This window comes from Cellulophaga tyrosinoxydans (assembly GCF_900176415.1).
GTDB lineage: Bacteria > Bacteroidota > Bacteroidia > Flavobacteriales > Flavobacteriaceae > Cellulophaga > Cellulophaga tyrosinoxydans.
Genome location: NZ_FWXO01000003.1, coordinates 107384 through 123285 on the forward strand (window position 1 = coordinate 107384; position 15902 = coordinate 123285).

General features: G+C 33.1%; 16 protein-coding genes and 1 tRNA gene. 7 read left to right on the forward strand and 10 right to left on the reverse strand.

All coding sequences use genetic code 11. The features are described 5' to 3' along the window. Positions 1 to 13: 13 nt before the first annotated feature. Positions 14 to 1378: a RagB/SusD family nutrient uptake outer membrane protein gene (locus B8963_RS10025; RefSeq protein WP_084061390.1), complete on the forward strand. Its 1365-nt coding sequence runs from the start codon at positions 14 to 16 to the stop codon at positions 1376 to 1378. A gap of 64 nt (positions 1379 to 1442) precedes the next feature. Here B8963_RS10025 and B8963_RS10030 read toward each other — a convergent pair whose 3' ends face one another. Continuing rightward, a complete protein-coding gene (locus B8963_RS10030) occupies positions 1443 to 2222 on the reverse strand; it encodes an alpha/beta fold hydrolase (RefSeq protein ID WP_084061391.1) in 780 nt (259 codons plus the stop codon). A 197-nt stretch (positions 2223 to 2419) separates the two neighbouring features. Here B8963_RS10030 and B8963_RS10035 point away from each other — a divergent pair, with 197 nt between their 5' ends. Both B8963_RS10035 and B8963_RS10040 read left to right on the forward strand, forming a co-directional pair. Next, positions 2420 to 2611: a hypothetical protein gene (locus B8963_RS10035; RefSeq protein ID WP_084061392.1), complete on the forward strand. Its 192-nt coding sequence runs from the start codon at positions 2420 to 2422 to the stop codon at positions 2609 to 2611. 198 nt (positions 2612 to 2809) lie between these two features. Then, positions 2810 to 3001, forward strand: coding sequence for a hypothetical protein (locus B8963_RS10040; RefSeq protein ID WP_084061393.1), 192 nt, complete (start codon positions 2810 to 2812; stop codon positions 2999 to 3001). Here the strand turns inward: B8963_RS10040 and pyrF are convergent, their stop codons facing one another. From pyrF to B8963_RS10070, 6 genes are all read right to left on the reverse strand, one after another. Then, on the reverse strand, positions 3002 to 3823 hold the full coding sequence (gene pyrF / locus B8963_RS10045) for an orotidine-5'-phosphate decarboxylase (protein ID WP_084061394.1): 822 nt from the start codon (positions 3821 to 3823) through the stop codon (positions 3002 to 3004). A 3-nt stretch (positions 3824 to 3826) separates the two neighbouring features. Then, positions 3827 to 4903, reverse strand: coding sequence for a peptide chain release factor 1 (prfA, locus tag B8963_RS10050; protein WP_084061395.1), 1077 nt, complete (start codon positions 4901 to 4903; stop codon positions 3827 to 3829). Between the two features lie 161 nt (positions 4904 to 5064). Next, entirely contained in the window at positions 5065 to 6060 is a 996-nt protein-coding gene (locus B8963_RS10055; protein ID WP_143312509.1) for an FAD:protein FMN transferase, read from the reverse strand. Between the two features lie 79 nt (positions 6061 to 6139). Beyond that, positions 6140 to 6601: a Rieske 2Fe-2S domain-containing protein gene (locus B8963_RS10060; RefSeq protein WP_084061397.1), complete on the reverse strand. Its 462-nt coding sequence runs from the start codon at positions 6599 to 6601 to the stop codon at positions 6140 to 6142. Positions 6602 to 6651: 50 nt separating this feature from the next. After that, positions 6652 to 7830, reverse strand: a complete 1179-nt coding sequence (locus B8963_RS10065; protein ID WP_084061398.1) for an AIR synthase related protein — start codon at positions 7828 to 7830, stop codon at positions 6652 to 6654. 83 nt (positions 7831 to 7913) lie between these two features. Next, the gene (locus B8963_RS10070; RefSeq protein WP_084061399.1) at positions 7914 to 10100 is read right to left on the reverse strand and encodes a glutamine synthetase III family protein; all 2187 of its coding nucleotides are present in this window, start codon (positions 10098 to 10100) and stop codon (positions 7914 to 7916) included. A gap of 209 nt (positions 10101 to 10309) precedes the next feature. Here B8963_RS10070 and B8963_RS10075 point away from each other — a divergent pair, with 209 nt between their 5' ends. Next, positions 10310 to 11332, forward strand: coding sequence for a glutamine synthetase beta-grasp domain-containing protein (locus tag B8963_RS10075; RefSeq protein ID WP_084061400.1), 1023 nt, complete (start codon positions 10310 to 10312; stop codon positions 11330 to 11332). An 80-nt stretch (positions 11333 to 11412) separates the two neighbouring features. Here the strand turns inward: B8963_RS10075 and B8963_RS10080 are convergent, their stop codons facing one another. Next, positions 11413 to 12351 (reverse strand): calcium/sodium antiporter, encoded by a 939-nt coding sequence (locus B8963_RS10080; RefSeq protein WP_084061401.1) that lies wholly within the window; start codon positions 12349 to 12351, stop codon positions 11413 to 11415. Positions 12352 to 12927: 576 nt separating this feature from the next. Between B8963_RS10080 and B8963_RS10085 the strand changes: the two genes are divergently transcribed. After that, complete coding sequence (locus tag B8963_RS10085) at positions 12928 to 13080, forward strand: SsrA-binding protein (protein ID WP_084061402.1); 153 nt, start codon at positions 12928 to 12930, stop codon at positions 13078 to 13080. Here B8963_RS10085 and B8963_RS10090 read toward each other — a convergent pair. After that, complete coding sequence (locus tag B8963_RS10090; RefSeq protein ID WP_084061403.1) at positions 13077 to 13589, reverse strand: adenine phosphoribosyltransferase; 513 nt, start codon at positions 13587 to 13589, stop codon at positions 13077 to 13079. The genes B8963_RS10085 and B8963_RS10090 overlap by 4 nt on opposite strands. 74 nt (positions 13590 to 13663) lie before the next feature. On the opposite strand from B8963_RS10090, the gene B8963_RS10095 reads away from it, so the two are divergent. Together B8963_RS10095 and B8963_RS10100 are read left to right on the forward strand one after the other, a co-directional pair. Then, positions 13664 to 13737, forward strand: a tRNA-Arg gene (locus B8963_RS10095). Between the two features lie 160 nt (positions 13738 to 13897). Then, on the forward strand, positions 13898 to 14155 hold the full coding sequence (locus B8963_RS10100; protein WP_084061404.1) for a hypothetical protein: 258 nt from the start codon (positions 13898 to 13900) through the stop codon (positions 14153 to 14155). Positions 14156 to 14480: 325 nt separating this feature from the next. Here the strand turns inward: B8963_RS10100 and xylE are convergent, their stop codons facing one another. Further along, a complete protein-coding gene (gene xylE, locus B8963_RS10105) occupies positions 14481 to 15899 on the reverse strand; it encodes a D-xylose transporter XylE (protein ID WP_084061405.1) in 1419 nt (472 codons plus the stop codon). Positions 15900 to 15902 lie beyond the last annotated feature (3 nt).

Genomic DNA, 15902 nt, shown 5'->3' on the forward strand with positions numbered 1-15902 from the left:
ATATCCAATAATCATGAAAATACATAAAATTATATCCGTTTTTTCTATCCTATTTATGGTAATAGGATGCGAAAATGAATTAGAAATAAACCCAACGGACAATTTACCTGGGGAATTAGCTTTTACATCCGAAGCAAATATTGCAGCTATACTAGTTGGTACTTATGACGAGGCTGGACAAGCAGCAACTTACGGAGGAGATTTACAAATTTTCACCGACTTATTAGGTACATCTGATCAAGTTTTCTGGACAGGTTCATTTGCAACATTTAGACAAGCATTTGTAAAAAATGTTTTAATCGATAATGGTTTTGTTGATGATATATGGACCAATTCATATGAAACTATCAACCAAGCCAATTTAGTTATTGATAATTTAGAAATAGTAACAAGCAGTCAAGAAGAGCGCGATAGAATTGAAGGTGAAGCAAAGTTTTTACGTGCATTAAACTATTTAGACCTAGTACGTAACTTCAGCGCACCATATATCGCTGGCCAAGTTAATGATCAACTAGGCGTTCCATTACGCTTGGTAGGTATTGTAGATTATTCACTAAACCAAGATATTCCGAGAAGTTCTGTTGAAGCTGTTTATGATCAGATAATTTCTGATGCCACTGACGCCTACAATTTGTTACCTGACACAAATAGTTTTTATGCCGATAAATATGCTGCACAAGCTTTGTTAGCTAGAACTTATTTTCAACAGGGTAATTATGTAGCTGCTAGAGATGCTGCTAATGATGTGCTAGTAAATAGTGGTCATAGTTTAGTAACTTCGGGTTTTGCTGGTGCTTTCAATAATGACACCGATAGTTCGGAAGATATTTTCGCATTCCAAGTTACAAGCCAAACAGGAAGTCATGATTTAACCAATCATTATGCATCAGAACTTGATGGTGGCCGAGGTGGCGATATTATAATCGAAGATGCCTATCTTGATTTGTTCGACGATCCAAATGACGAAAGAGCAAACTTTACATATATAAATCCTGTAAACGATCGAAGATTAACACTTAAATACACTAATCAATTTGCAAACATAAGTATCTTCAGAATTGCGGAAATGCACTTAATTAGGTTGGAAAGTAATTTCAGAGAGAATACTTCTGTAGGATTAGCTCCTTTAATCGAAATAAATGCTTTACGCGGAAGATCTGGAGCATTACCTTTAGTAGGGCCTTTAACTTTGGATTTGATCTTTAACGAAAGACAATTAGAGCTTGCCTTTGAAGGTTTTATTTTAAATGACTCGAAAAGAATGCAAAAAAATGTAGGAAGTATTCCATGGAATGATAATTCACTGGTATTGCCTATACCACAATCTGAAATGGATACAAATAAATTAATGGTTCAAAATCCAGGTTACGGAAACTAATAAAAAGAATTTAATAAGTGAAAATGTAAAAAGCAGTCAATTTAAAAAATTGACTGCTTTTTTTTTATAACTGTCTTAAATAAGATATAACGGTATTATTAAAAACCATAGGTTGTTCAACGTTTACTACGTGTCCGCATTTTTCAACAACAAATAGGTCTGAAGTACTATGATTTGCTACTATTTTTTCAATTGTAGGTAAAAACAAATAATCTTCCCTACCCATTACATACAAAGTAGGTATTTTAATATCTACTGTTCTAAAAAAACGTAATAAAGGATTAATTTCAGAGGTAAGTTTAAACCAACGAATAAACTCTTTTTGATATAATTTTTTGGCTTCGCGAACAAAAAGCAATCTAGATTCTTTATGATTTTTATTTGGCATTATTACAAAGGCAAAAAATTTGTACAACCAAATATAGGGTACTACTGATTTAAAGATAACACCTAAGCGCATTAATACCTGTGATCGCAAATTCAATTTCATAATTGCACCACCCATGATCATACTCTCCACTCTTTCAGGATGCTTTTCTGCAAGATTTCTGATTAAGATGGTACCTAATGAGATTCCCACGAAATGCGATTTCTCAATTTTTTCATGATTTATAACCTCAACAATATCATTAGTAATAAAATCAAAAGTATATTTATCGCTAAACACATCTTTAAAATTGTGTTTAGAATTTCCATGGCCTCTTAAATCTAAAAGCAGCACGTTAAAATGCTTTTTAAATTCCCGAACTTGTTTATACCAAATAGTAGAACTACCTCCTGCTCCATGAACAAAAGTCACCCATTTATTTGAAGTTTTATGCTTGTGCTTGGTATAACTTAGCAATCTTTTCGATTTTTGGTAAATGTAGTTTATTTTTCTGATTGTCTAGAACCTCAAAACTCAGTATTCTACTAAAAACATACCATTCATCGTTAAAATATACATTTTATCGTATTTACAGAAATGCATCCTTAAAATAGCGTCATTTAAATTGAACATTACGATTTTGCGGCCTTTAAAAACTAGCGTTAAAACAGTATATGAGAAATCAATTTTGCAAAGTAGGATCTTCTAAAGCCTTTACACATAAATCTAAAGCTGTAATTATAGAAGATTTATATGAAACTTTTAAAGAAAAATCAATTACAACAAGTCCTTTGAACAAAAAAAGGATTGAATTTTTTGAGTCAAAAACGCAACAATTTGAAAAAATGCTGAAGGTGTTGCATTAGTTAAAAAGGGTAAATTAGAATCTCTATAACTCGCAAAACAATACAATTCTCAACCAATTATCGCGTTTTTTTACCATTCATCATTAAAGATCATCCATTTATACAAAACATCTGATTTATAGATAGATATAACGATTTCTAAACATCTAAATACGTGTTTTGAACGTATATTTGTAAAAGAGAGAAAAAAATAAAGCTATGCAAAATCAATACTGTAAAGTTGGTTCCGTGAAACCAATGAACAACGAAGAACAATCTGTTGCCCTACTTGAATATTTATATCAAAACTTTGCTGATAAAGCAAACAATATAAAATATGCAAATACAAGACTTGGTGATTTTTTTGAGTCTAAAGCTCAAAAATTAGAAAAATTATTGAACGAATTATAATTAGAATTTTCGCGCTAATTCTTGCGCCATCTGATTTTGTAACTCTTTCGCATTTTTCATAGCTTCTTGTGCGAAATTTTCTCCCTTTGATGCATAAATAATTCCTCTAGAAGAATTTACTAAAAGCCCCACGTTTTTATTCATTCCATAATTACAAACTTCTTTTAAGCTCCCTCCTTGCGCACCAACACCAGGAACCAATAAAAAATTATCCGGAACTATTTGTCGAATTTCTTGTAAATAGGTTGCTTTGGTTGCTCCAACCACATACATTAAATTTTGCGCGTTTTTATAGGTCTTTGAAGTTTCTAATACCTGTTTATAAAGGGCAGTACCTTCTAATTTTTTAGTTTGAAAATCAAAAGCACCTTCATTGGAGGTTAAAGCTAATAATATAGTATGTTTATCCTCAAATGCTAAAAATGGCTCCACAGAGTCTTTACCCATATAAGGGGCAATAGTGACTGAATCAAAGCCTAAATCATCGAAAAATGCTTTTGCATACATGGTTGATGTATTTCCAATATCACCTCGCTTAGCATCAGCAATTGTAAATATTTCTGGATAGTTCGTATTCAAATAGTTGATAGTCTTTTCCAAAGCCATCCAACCCTTTATGCCGTATGCTTCATAAAATGCCGTATTTGGTTTATAAGCAACACAAAACTCATGAGTAGCATCAATAATTGCTTTATTGAAAGCAAAAATCGGATCTTCTTCTTTTAATAAGTGCTCTGGAATTTTTGTTAAATCTACATCCAAACCAACACACAAAAATGACTTTTTTTTATGGATTTGGGCTATTAACTGTTTTGTGGTCATTTCTTAAAAAATTTCTGAAGCCTCTTTCAGTTTTTCAGTATTTTCAACAAGACTTAACTCATCAATAATTCTCTGAATATCTCCATTTACAATATTCTGTAAATCGTATAGCGTAAGTCCAATTCTATGATCGGTTACCCTTCCTTGAGGATAATTATAAGTTCTAATTTTTGCAGAACGGTCACCACTACTTACTTGAGAGTTTCTTTTAGCTGCATCTTCTTCTTGCTTTTTAGCTAATTCTTGATCATACAAACGAGAACGCAATACTCTAAAAGCCTTTTCTTTATTTTTATGCTGCGATTTTTGATCTTGACATTGTGCCACCAAACCTGTAGGTAAGTGCGTTAATCGTACCGCAGAATAGGTTGTGTTCACCGATTGTCCTCCTGGTCCTGAAGAACAGAAGAAATCTATACGAACATCCTTTGGATCAATTTGCACATCAAAATCTTCCGCTTCTGGCAACACCATCACTGTTGCTGCACTAGTATGTACACGACCTTGTGTTTCTGTCTGTGGCACACGCTGAACTCGGTGAACACCTGCTTCAAACTTTAAAGTACCATAAACATCCTCGCCAGTAACTTCAAACTGAATCTCTTTATAGCCACCACTAGTACCTTCACTCAAATCTATAACATTGGTTTTCCAACCTCTAGATTCGCAATACTTAGTGTACATACGGTATAAATCTCCAGCAAAAATACTAGCTTCATCTCCTCCGGTACCTGCTCTAACTTCAACAACAACGTTTTTCGCGTCTTCTGGATCTTTCGGAATTAAAAGTACTTTTATCTCTTCTTCTAAAAGTGGTAAAGCAGCTTTAGCTTCCTCTAATTGCATCTTGGCCATTTCAACCATTTCTGCATCGCTTCCATCAGATATAATCTCTTGAGCTTCTTCTATATTATTTGTAAATTCAATATATAATTCGCGCTTGTCTACAAGATTTTTTAAATCTTTGTATTCTTTATTTAATTCCACATATCGTTTTTGATCGGAAATTATATCAGGCTGAATAATTAAGTCTGACACTTCATCAAAACGCTGTTTTACTATATTTAATTTATCTAACATGATTAGGCTAACAATTTCTGCAAATTTACGATAAATACTACCGAAATCATAGTGCAAAATTTAGGTTCTTATTTTTAAGATTTTTTATCCTTTTAAAGCTGTAAAAATCTCGCTTACACAAAAAAACTTAGTTACTTTTAAACGGAAGTGGAGAAATAGTATTAATTACTAGCGTCAATTTTTATTCCGTTGGTTTTATGAATGTGGTTTTCTACATCAACAATAATAATTTCAATATTATCTAATTGTTTTGCAAATTCTAAACCTGCTTTAACCCCCATAACAAAAATAGCTGTTGCAATGGCGTCACTAAATTCCGCACTTTTCGAAAATACAGAAACTCTATTGATTCCTTTGGTTGGATATCCTGTTCTTGGATCTATAATGTGCGAGTATTTTTCACCATTAAATACAATGTATTTTTTATAATTATCCGAAGTTGCTACAGCAGATTCATCTAACGGCAACCAAGTAAGAATATCTTCTCGTTTTTGCGGATTAGCAATTCCATAAATCCATTTTTCGCCAGATGCTTGCCTACCCCAGGTAACTAAATCGCCCGTAGAGCTAATTGCCCCAGCAAACACTTTTTTAGATTGCATTAATTCTTTGGCTTTATCTACGGCATACCCTTTTCCTATAGCATCAAATCCAATTTTCATTCCAACTCTTGGAAGAAAAACCGTAGAAAGCTCTTGATTTAGCATAATATTTTCATAGCCAACGCTGCTTATAGAAGAATTTATCTCATCATGACTTGGTAAGTTTTTAAGACTACCATCAAACTTCCAAACAGTGTTCATCGAAGCAAAAGTGATGTCAAAAGCACCTTTGGTTAGTTTAGACAGGGAAATAGAACGTTTTATTAAATCAAAAATTTCAGCACTCACTTTTACAGGCTGTATGCCTGCATTTTTATTTATTAATGAAGTTTCAGAAGAGGTATCCCAAGAAGAAATTAATTTTTCAATTCTTTTAATTTCATTGACTATGTAGTCTATGTTTTTTAAAGCCGCCGTTTCGGATTCTGCAACAATAACGATATCAAAGTTGGTTCCCATTAAATTATGGGTGCGCTGGATAGTCACATATTTCTTCTCTTGTGCTGAAAGCATCACAACAAAAAACAACAAGAGCACTAAGGGGATCTTTTTCAACCTAAAACAAAATTTTAGGTGAAATATACTCAAATGAATTTGAATTTCACAAGCCCTTGAGCTTATTACTTTTAAATAATTACTCGAAGATTCTTAGCTTGTTATCTGCTAAAAGTTCCGTGTTATATATTTTAAGAGGATTTGTCGTTATTGAATTCAAAGGTGTTCCATCTTGCGAGAATCTTGATCCATGCACATCGCAACGATAAATTCCGCCATCTTCAGAAAGAAACTCTACATTTGGATTACCTTCATGGCTACAATATTTACTAGCAGCCACCAAATTGCCTTCCAAATTACGAACTACAATTACATCGTTTTGTGTAAATGTTGATTTTGATTTTACAAAAATAAATCCACCATTATTTTGAAGATTAGCAGAAGTAGTTGCATTCAAATCTATTATAAAACCGCCTTCAGGAATTTCTGGCACTAGAGGTTCTTCTCCGCCTCCTTTATCTGAACAGCCGTGGAGGCATGAAAAAGTTAATGCAAATGCTGCTCCGGCGCCTAAAGTTTTTAAGAATGCTTTTCTTTCCATAATAGATCTCTTTTATTGAGACAACGAAAAAAAAGAGGTATTCGTATATACTAATACTGAAAAGTACCTTTTGAACTTTTTATAGTTAGTTTCTTTTCGTCACTAGCTTCTACCCTACCAATAATTCTACCGCGTACTCCAAAACTATCAGCTATTTGTATAAGGTCGAGAGCTATATCTTGACTAACGTAAAATTCTAACCGGTGACCACAATTAAAGACTTGATACATTTCTTTCCAATCTGTACCGGATTGCTCTTGAATAAGATTAAACAATGGTGGCACCTCAAAAAGATTGTCTTTTATAATATGTAAATGATCTATAAAATGAAGAATTTTAGTTTGGGCCCCACCACTACAGTGTACCATACCGTGAATTTCTTCACTACTATATTGCTCCAATACTTGTTTAACTATAGGAGCATAAGTTCTAGTTGGTGACAAAACCAATTTACCGGCATCTAAAGGCGTACCTTTTACGGTATCTGTAAGTTTTATTCTTCCTGAATATACTAGATCTTCAGGCACTTCTGCATCATAACTTTCCGGATATTTTTCTGCCAAATATTTTGAAAAAACATCATGCCGAGCCGAGGTAAGTCCGTTACTTCCCATCCCGCCATTATACTCTTTTTCATAACTAGCTTGTCCAAAAGACTCTAATCCAACAATAACATCACCTGCTTTTATATTGGCATTATCAATAACATTGCTCCGTTTTAAACGTGCAGTAACAGTAGAATCAACAATAATTGTTCGTACCAAATCACCCACGTCGGCAGTTTCTCCTCCTGTGGAATGTATGGTTATACTATGCTTTTTTAAATCGGAAATAAGCTCCTCTGTTCCATTGATTATTGCCGAAATAACTTCTGCTGGAATTTTATTTTTGTTCCTTCCGATAGTAGAAGAAAGTATAATATTATCCGTAGCGCCAACACAAATTAAATCATCAATATTCATTATAAGAGCATCCTGCGCTATTCCTTTCCAAACAGAAATATCACCAGTCTCTTTCCAATACATATATGCCAGTGATGATTTTGTTCCAGCTCCATCGGCATGCATCACTAAACAATATTCATCATCATTAGTTAAATAATCAGGAACAATTTTACAGAAAGCTTTAGGAAATAAGCCTTTATCTATATTTTTTATGGCGTTATGCACATCTTCTTTTGATGCAGATACCCCTCTTTGATTATATCTTTCACTGTGTGATGAACTCATGAATATTGATTTTGAACAAAAATAGTGGAAACATAAAAAAAAGCACACCTAAATGTGTGCTTTTACTTAAAAATTTTGTGATTTTATTTCTGAAATAGTAATTCGCGGTACTTTGTCAATGGCCAAAGATTATTATCCATTACACTTTCCAATTTATCGCAATGCGTTCTTATTTTATCAAAATATGGTTTTACATTATCACAATACGCGTATGCTTTTTTATTAATGTCTTTTAACTTATTGGCACTTCTTCGAGCATCAGTCATCATATCGGTTTGCTTTTTCAAATCGGCTATATGCTCGGCAATTTGCTCAATAATTGCGAGTTGACCATCAGTAAGTTTTTTGTGCGCCGCGCCATAAATATCTTTTAATCCCATAACATTTTTTAAAAGATTATTTTGATAGGTGATTGCTGCGGGAATTACATAACTGTAGACCAATTCGTTATATACTCTACCTTCTATTTGCAACTGAAAAATATATGTTTCTAACTCTACCTCTTTACGAGCCGCGACTTCTACCTCGCTCATTACCTTCATGCTTTTGAACAATTCCAAACTTTCTTTTGAGGTCAAAACTTGAATTGCAGAAGGGGTGTTTTTATTATTGCTAAGTTTTCTTCTTATGGCTTCTTTTTCCCATTCATCACTATACCCATCTCCATCAAATCTTATTCTTTTTGATGTTTTAATGTATTCACGCAAAATGTTAAAAACGGCCTCATCTTTTTTAAGATTCTTTTTATCTATAAGTGCATCAACCTCTTTTTTGAAATCTATTAATTGCTTTGCAACAATGGTATTTAAAACCGTCATTGGTTTTGCGCAATTGGTTTTAGCTCCAACACCACGCATTTCGAATTTGTTTCCTGTAAATGCGAACGGTGAAGTTCTATTCCTATCTGTATTATCCAGTAGAATTTCAGGAATTTTACCTACCACGTTAAGTTTTAACTCGGTTTTCTCTTCTGGAGATAATTTTCCTTGTGAAACACCTTCCAATTCATCTAGAACATTACTTAATTGCGTTCCTACGAAAATAGAAAATATAGCTGGTGGCGCCTCATTAGCACCTAATCTATGATCATTACTAGCAGACGCAATAGAAGCCCTTAACAACTCTTCATACGTGTCTACAGCTTTTATTGTATTGATAAAGAACGTTAAAAATTGAAGGTTTTTCATAGGTGTAGACCCAGGACTCAACAAATTTACCCCTGTATCTGTAGCCAAAGACCAGTTATTATGCTTACCCGACCCGTTAATGCCTGCAAAGGGCTTTTCATGAAACAGCACCTTGAAATTATGCTTGTCGGCAATTTTATCCATCATATCCATTAGCAACAGGTTATGATCTACCGCAAGGTTAGCCTCTTCAAAAACAGGAGCAAGCTCAAACTGATTTGGAGCCACTTCATTATGTCTTGTTTTTACAGGGATGCCCAGTTTAGTACACTCCTTTTCTAGTTCACTCATGAAACTCAACACACGATCAGGTATTACACCAAAATAGTGATCATCTAATTGCTGCCCTTTTGCTGCTTGATGCCCAATTAACGTTCTACCCGTCATTAATATATCAGGCCTTGAGATTGCCAAAGCTTTGTCTAGTAAAAAATATTCTTGTTCCCAGCCCAAAGTTGCATTGACTTTAGACACGTTTTTATCAAAATATTTCGCTACTGCCGTTGCTGCTTCATCCACAGCACTTAAAGCACGTAAAAGCGGTGCTTTATTGTCCAAAGCTTCGCCCGTATACGAAACAAAAATAGTAGGTATACATAATGTAGTGCCATAAATAAAAGCAGAGGAAGTAGGATCCCAAGCCGTATATCCTCGCGCTTCAAAAGTGTTTCTAATTCCTCCACTCGGAAAACTAGAAGCATCTGGTTCTTGTTGTACTAACTGGCCTCCACCAAACTTTTCCAAGGCTCGACCATCTGGTAATAAATCAAAAAAAGCATCATGCTTTTCAGCCGTAGCACCAGTTAAAGGTTGAAACCAATGTGTATAGTGCGTTGCACCCATAGATATTGCCCAAGCTTTCATGGATTCAGCCACCTGATCTGCAATTTTCCGATCAATTTTAGAGCCCGAAAATATAGCACTATGTACACTATCGAGGGCATCTTTAGTAAGGTATTGCAACATCTTCTCTTCGTTAAAAACATTAAGCCCGAAAAGCTCTGATCTTCTCCCTTTTTCTTCTATTGTAATGCGTGGTCTCTCTTGACTTTTTGAAATTGCATTAAATCTTATTTTAGACATATTCATAACCTTACATTTAAAAACAGCAAAATTAGCGATTTAATAATTTAAACATTAAAAAAATATTATAATTGTAAAATACCCCATAAAAAGTACCATCAAATCCAATTATAATGAATTTTTAAATATTTACCCCCTAAAAAAATGGAAGTAAAGCTAAAAAAATTTATTTTTGTTGCAATCTAAAAGAATAATAACAACAAAATATTATGGCCAAAATTAAATTAGAATATATCTGGTTAGATGGATATTTTCCAACGCAAAATATGCGTAGCAAAACCAAAGTTGAAGAGCATGAAGATTTCAAAGGAACTTTAGAAGAATTAGGCAATTGGTCTTTCGATGGTTCATCTACGAGACAAGCAGAAGGAGGATCTTCTGATTGCATACTTGTTCCAGTAGCAATATACCCAGATCCAGAAAGAATTAACGGATGGTTAGTAATGACTGAAGTTATGAATCCTGACGGAACTCCTCATGTATCAAATGGTAGAGCTACTATTGACGACGAGGATGATGACTTCTGGTTTGGTTTTGAGCAAGAATATTTCATTATGGATACTAAGACTCAACTACCTTTAGGTTTCCCAATTGGTGGTTATCCTGCACCACAAGGTTTATACTACTGCTCTGTTGGTGGTAAAAACACACATGGTAGAGATTTAGTAGAAGAACATGCAGATTTATGTATTGCAGCAGGTATTAACTTCGAAGGAATTAACCAAGAAGTTGCTGCTGGACAATGGGAATTTCAATTGTTTGCTAAAGGTGCAAAAAAAGCTGGTGATGAAATCTGGGTAGCTAGATACTTATTAGATAGATTAACTGAAAAATATGGTTACTATATTGAATACCACCCTAAACCATTAGGAAAAGATATGGATTGGAATGGCTCAGGTATGCACGCAAACTTCTCTAACACTATTTTAAGAACTTGTGGAGACAAAGAAGTTTACGCTAAAATTTGCGAAGCATTTAGACCATTAGTAAAAGAACATATTGAGGTTTACGGTGAGTTTAATGATCAACGTTTAACTGGTAAACACGAAACAGCATCTATACATGATTTCTCATGGGGAGTATCAGATAGAGGAGCTTCTATTCGTATTCCAATTATTGCAGTACAAAAAGGATACAAAGGATGGTTGGAAGATAGACGTCCTGCATCAAACGGTGACCCTTACAAAATTGCTGCAAGAATTATCAAAACTGTTAAAACCGCTAAGGTTTAATACAAAGCATAAATTTTTATACAAAAAAAGGGCTGTTGAAATTTCAATAGCCCTTTTTTTTATTACCTAATTAGATATAATTATTGAATGGTAAAATATACAAATAACAAATAGGTAAACAGTAGCACTAAACCTTCCCACCTACCTAAACGCATACGTTTTGGAAAAAATACTAGAGGAAAAAGCAAGAATGATATACCAAGCATCCAAAATACATCATTGTTTAACAATCCTAAATCTACGGCTTTAATTGGAGTTATAATTGAGGTAATACCTAAAACAGCAAGAAGATTAAAAATATTAGAACCTATTAAATTTCCCAAAGAAATGGCTTTCTCTTTTTTAATAACTGCGATTATCGATGCCGCCAATTCTGGCACACTCGTCCCTACAGATACCACGGTAATTGCAATTACACGCTCACTAACCCCATAATAACTTGCTAAACCTACAGCTCCATTAATCAGTAGCTCTGAACCACCCCATAAAGCAACACCTCCAAGTAGTAAGAACATAGCCGTCTTATAATTAGGCAATAAAACATCATCTTCTGGCATTTCATCTTCAACCGCTGGTTTTTGAAAACGAAGTAAATAAACTAAAAAAGCAAAAAGAAATACCAACATGATTACACCTTCATACTGCTGAATTTCATGATCAAAGTATATAAAAAAGAAAAACAAACTTGATGCAATCATCATTACAGGCCAATCCGTAGTATAAAATCCTTTTTTAACATCTATTGCACCCAATAAAACAGTAATACCTAAAACCAGTCCAATATTTGCAATATTAGATCCTACTACATTACCCAAAGCCAAATCTGGAAAACCGTCTAAAGCTGCCTTTATACTTACTATTAATTCTGGAGCAGAAGTAGCAAAGGACACCACTGTCATTCCGATAACTATTTTTGGTATATTTAAACGAAGAGATAAAGCTACCGCTGATTTTAATAACCAACTACCTCCCATTATTAAAAATGATAATCCTAAAATGATAAATAGTAAGTTCAACATTGATCTATATTTTTTAACAAATATAATAGAATTATAACCTCTTTTCTGAAATTAAGAAAGCATGGTGACAATTATTTAGTTACTAAAAAAAATACAGTTCAAAGGTTAATAAAAAAAATGAAAAGCTTATAAAACTTCACTCTTTAAATGATTTGTTCCTTGTAGAATAAAAATAGCACCAAAAACACCCTATAATTATTACATATTTAAACACTAATACAATAATAACTTAATATTTATCACACAATTGAAGCAATAAAGTTAAATATCGAAACTATAATTATTTTTTTAGTTACAAAATCGTATTCAAATTTAATAAATCGATAGGTAGAATTTGTTAATAGTATTACTATTATATATCTTAATTGAATAATCGATTATTAATACTATTTATTAACCTTTAAACAACACAACTATGATTACTCTCGCTAAGTTATTATTGCTATTAATGCTGTCACTGATCATGACTTTTGCATAAGAAAAATCATATAGGCCTATATATCATAAAGACTATCCATGGGATAGTCTTTATATTTTTGTGAAATTTCATGCTATATTTGTCAAAAAGTATTAAAAATGAAAAAGTCTTTCTTTAAATTTTTAGCTAAGGTAAATAAGCTAATATTACCATCTTATACTAAAAAAAGACTAGACCTTGCCAAAGCATCTAAATTGCAATTAGCTATAATTGGTTGGCGTTATTTTGTTACTACTAATGCTATTAGCTAATAATGAATTAAAGAAGCAATTGTATATTCTGAAAGCTTTTCTCTGCCATTTAAAAAATCTAATTCTATCAAAAAATTACATTGGACTATTTCACCTCCTAAATCGGTAATGAGTTTACATGCTGCTTCTGCCGTGCCTCCTGTAGCCAATACATCGTCGTGCAACAATATTCTATCGCCAGGTGCGATACTATCTTTGTGAATCTCCAAGGTATCTATTCCATACTCCAAATTAAAAGAGGTACTAATAACTTCTGAAGGTAACTTACCCGGTTTTCTTATAGGCACAAAACCTGCACCTAATTTTACGGCAAGTAGCGGTGAAAATAAAAAACCACGACTTTCTAAACCCACGACTTTGTCTATTTTTTTATCTTGAATAAGATTAAACAAAGAATTTGCTGCAGAATGCATTGCTTCAGCATTTTTTAATAGCGGTGTAATGTCCTTAAAAACAATACCTTGCTTTGGAAAATTGACGATATCTCGAATATACTTTTTAAAATCCATATAATTTGATGGTTGTAATTTTGCTGTAAATTTAAAAAGAAATATATTTGCAGCCCGTTAAGGGAGAAAAATACGGCCTCGTGGCGCAACTGAATAGCGCATCTGATTACGGCTCAGAAGGTTACTGGTTTGAATCCAGTCGAGGTCACTAAAAAGAGTTAGCAAAATTAAATACTAACTCTTTTTTTTTTGCTCTATACTATAAATAGTACACAACTAACATTTTAAATACAAGATTCTTTTTTTTGCCCTAATCAAATCAATTATAAAACATAGTCTTACTAAGTTGCACTATTTTAATTGATAAAATGGATATATCTTATATCGTGCCTTTTAATATATATTTAAATAACTTTAGAATTGCAATCGTATTGATACATAACATTGGAAAGCTGTGCAAAGAGGCCGGAATTGAATTTGTGTTTCATAATCATGCAGATGAACTTTTGTGTATTGATAACACTCGTGTGTATGACTATTTTATTAAACACACTAACCCGGAATATGTGCATTTTCAAGCAGAATTGTACTGGATACATATTGCTGGAGTTAACCCTTCGGAATAACCTGAAAAATATCCGAATAGATTTATTAGTCGGCATGCGAAGGATTACAAGGAATTAGGGGTGAGTAAAAAAATTGATTTTGAGGCTATATTTAAGCATCAAAAAAATATAAAATATACAGTTGCAGAAGTTGAAGCATATTCTTTCCCTCCAATATATAGTGTAGGATTAGCGTGTAACTATATATAACAGCCTATCAAAAACTAGTTGTGAATAGCCTTTATTTCTGTTAATTTAAAAATCTGATTACCATATTATTAGGTAAAAAAAATAGAATAAATCTTTTTAAGGAACTTATTCTATTTTTAATTTTTAAAAAATATCTTTAGTTTTTATTCCACATACCGTCCATTTCTTCAAGGGTTTTACCTTTAGTTTCGGGGATATATTTTAAAACAATAAACATGGCAATTAATCCCATGATTCCGTAAATCCAATATGCAAAACCATGATGAAACTTTTCAATGAGAAAACTATTCTTATCCATCATAGGAAAAGTCCAAGAAACAAGATAGTTACTTATCCACTGCGCAGCGACTGCTACTGCCAATGCTTTATCTCTAATTTTATTTGGAAACATTTCGGATAACAAGACCCATGTTACTGGACCCCAACTCATAGCAAAAGCTGCTACATAAACCAGCATACATATTAATGCTAAAACACCTACAGTTTGCGAATAAAATGTAGCTCCCAGTGCAAACATTGCTACAGCCATACCTAAAGCACCAATAATCATTAAAGGTTTTCTACCAAACTTATCTACTGTAAGAATAGCTAGCACAGTAAAAATTAAGTTAACACCACCAACAATTATGGTTTGTAATAATGCCGTATCTGTGCCAGACCCCATGTTTTTGAATATCTCTGGCGCATAATACAATACCACATTAATACCTACAAACTGCTGAAAAACCGAAAGCAAAATACCTATTACAACTACAGCAATTCCAAAAGAAAACAATTTACCAGAACGGTGTATTACTGTATTTTGTATTTCATTTAATATTTTCTGTGCCGTTTCTTTACCATTCACTTTTTCAAGAACCTTTAACGCTTTCTCTGGTTGATTTTTAAGTACTAAAGAGCGCGGAGTATCTGGAACAAAGAATAAAAAAATAAGAAATAAAGTTGCAGGTATAATTTCTGAAGCAAACATCCATCTCCAACCAACAGTATTTAACCAAGAATCATCTCCTTGGCCTGCAATATAATAGTTTACAAAATAAACAATCAACATTCCAAAGATGATAGCAAATTGATTTAAAGAAACTAACTTTCCCCTAATTTTTGCAGGTGCAATTTCTGCTATATAAAGTGGAGAAAGCATAGATGCTAAACCCACACCTATACCCCCAATTATTCTATAAAATATAAAAATATAGATAAACGTATGATCACCTTCACCTACAGGTTTTATAAACATTTCGGGCATTGCAGAGCCTAATGCCGAACAAAGAAAAAGGCTTGCTGCAAGCAACAATCCTTTTTTTCTCCCTAATTTATTACTAATAAATCCACTAGAAATCCCACCAACAATACAACCAATTAATGCGCTGGATACTAAAAAGCCTAATCGCGAATTCGCCGACATTTCATTTAATCCGAATGGCATAACAAAAAAATTATCTAATGCACTTACGGTTCCTGAAATTACCGCAGTATCATAACCAAAGAGTAAACCACCTAATGTTGCAACAAGTGTAAGTTGTATTAAGTATTTAGAATGTCTTGAAGATTCCATATC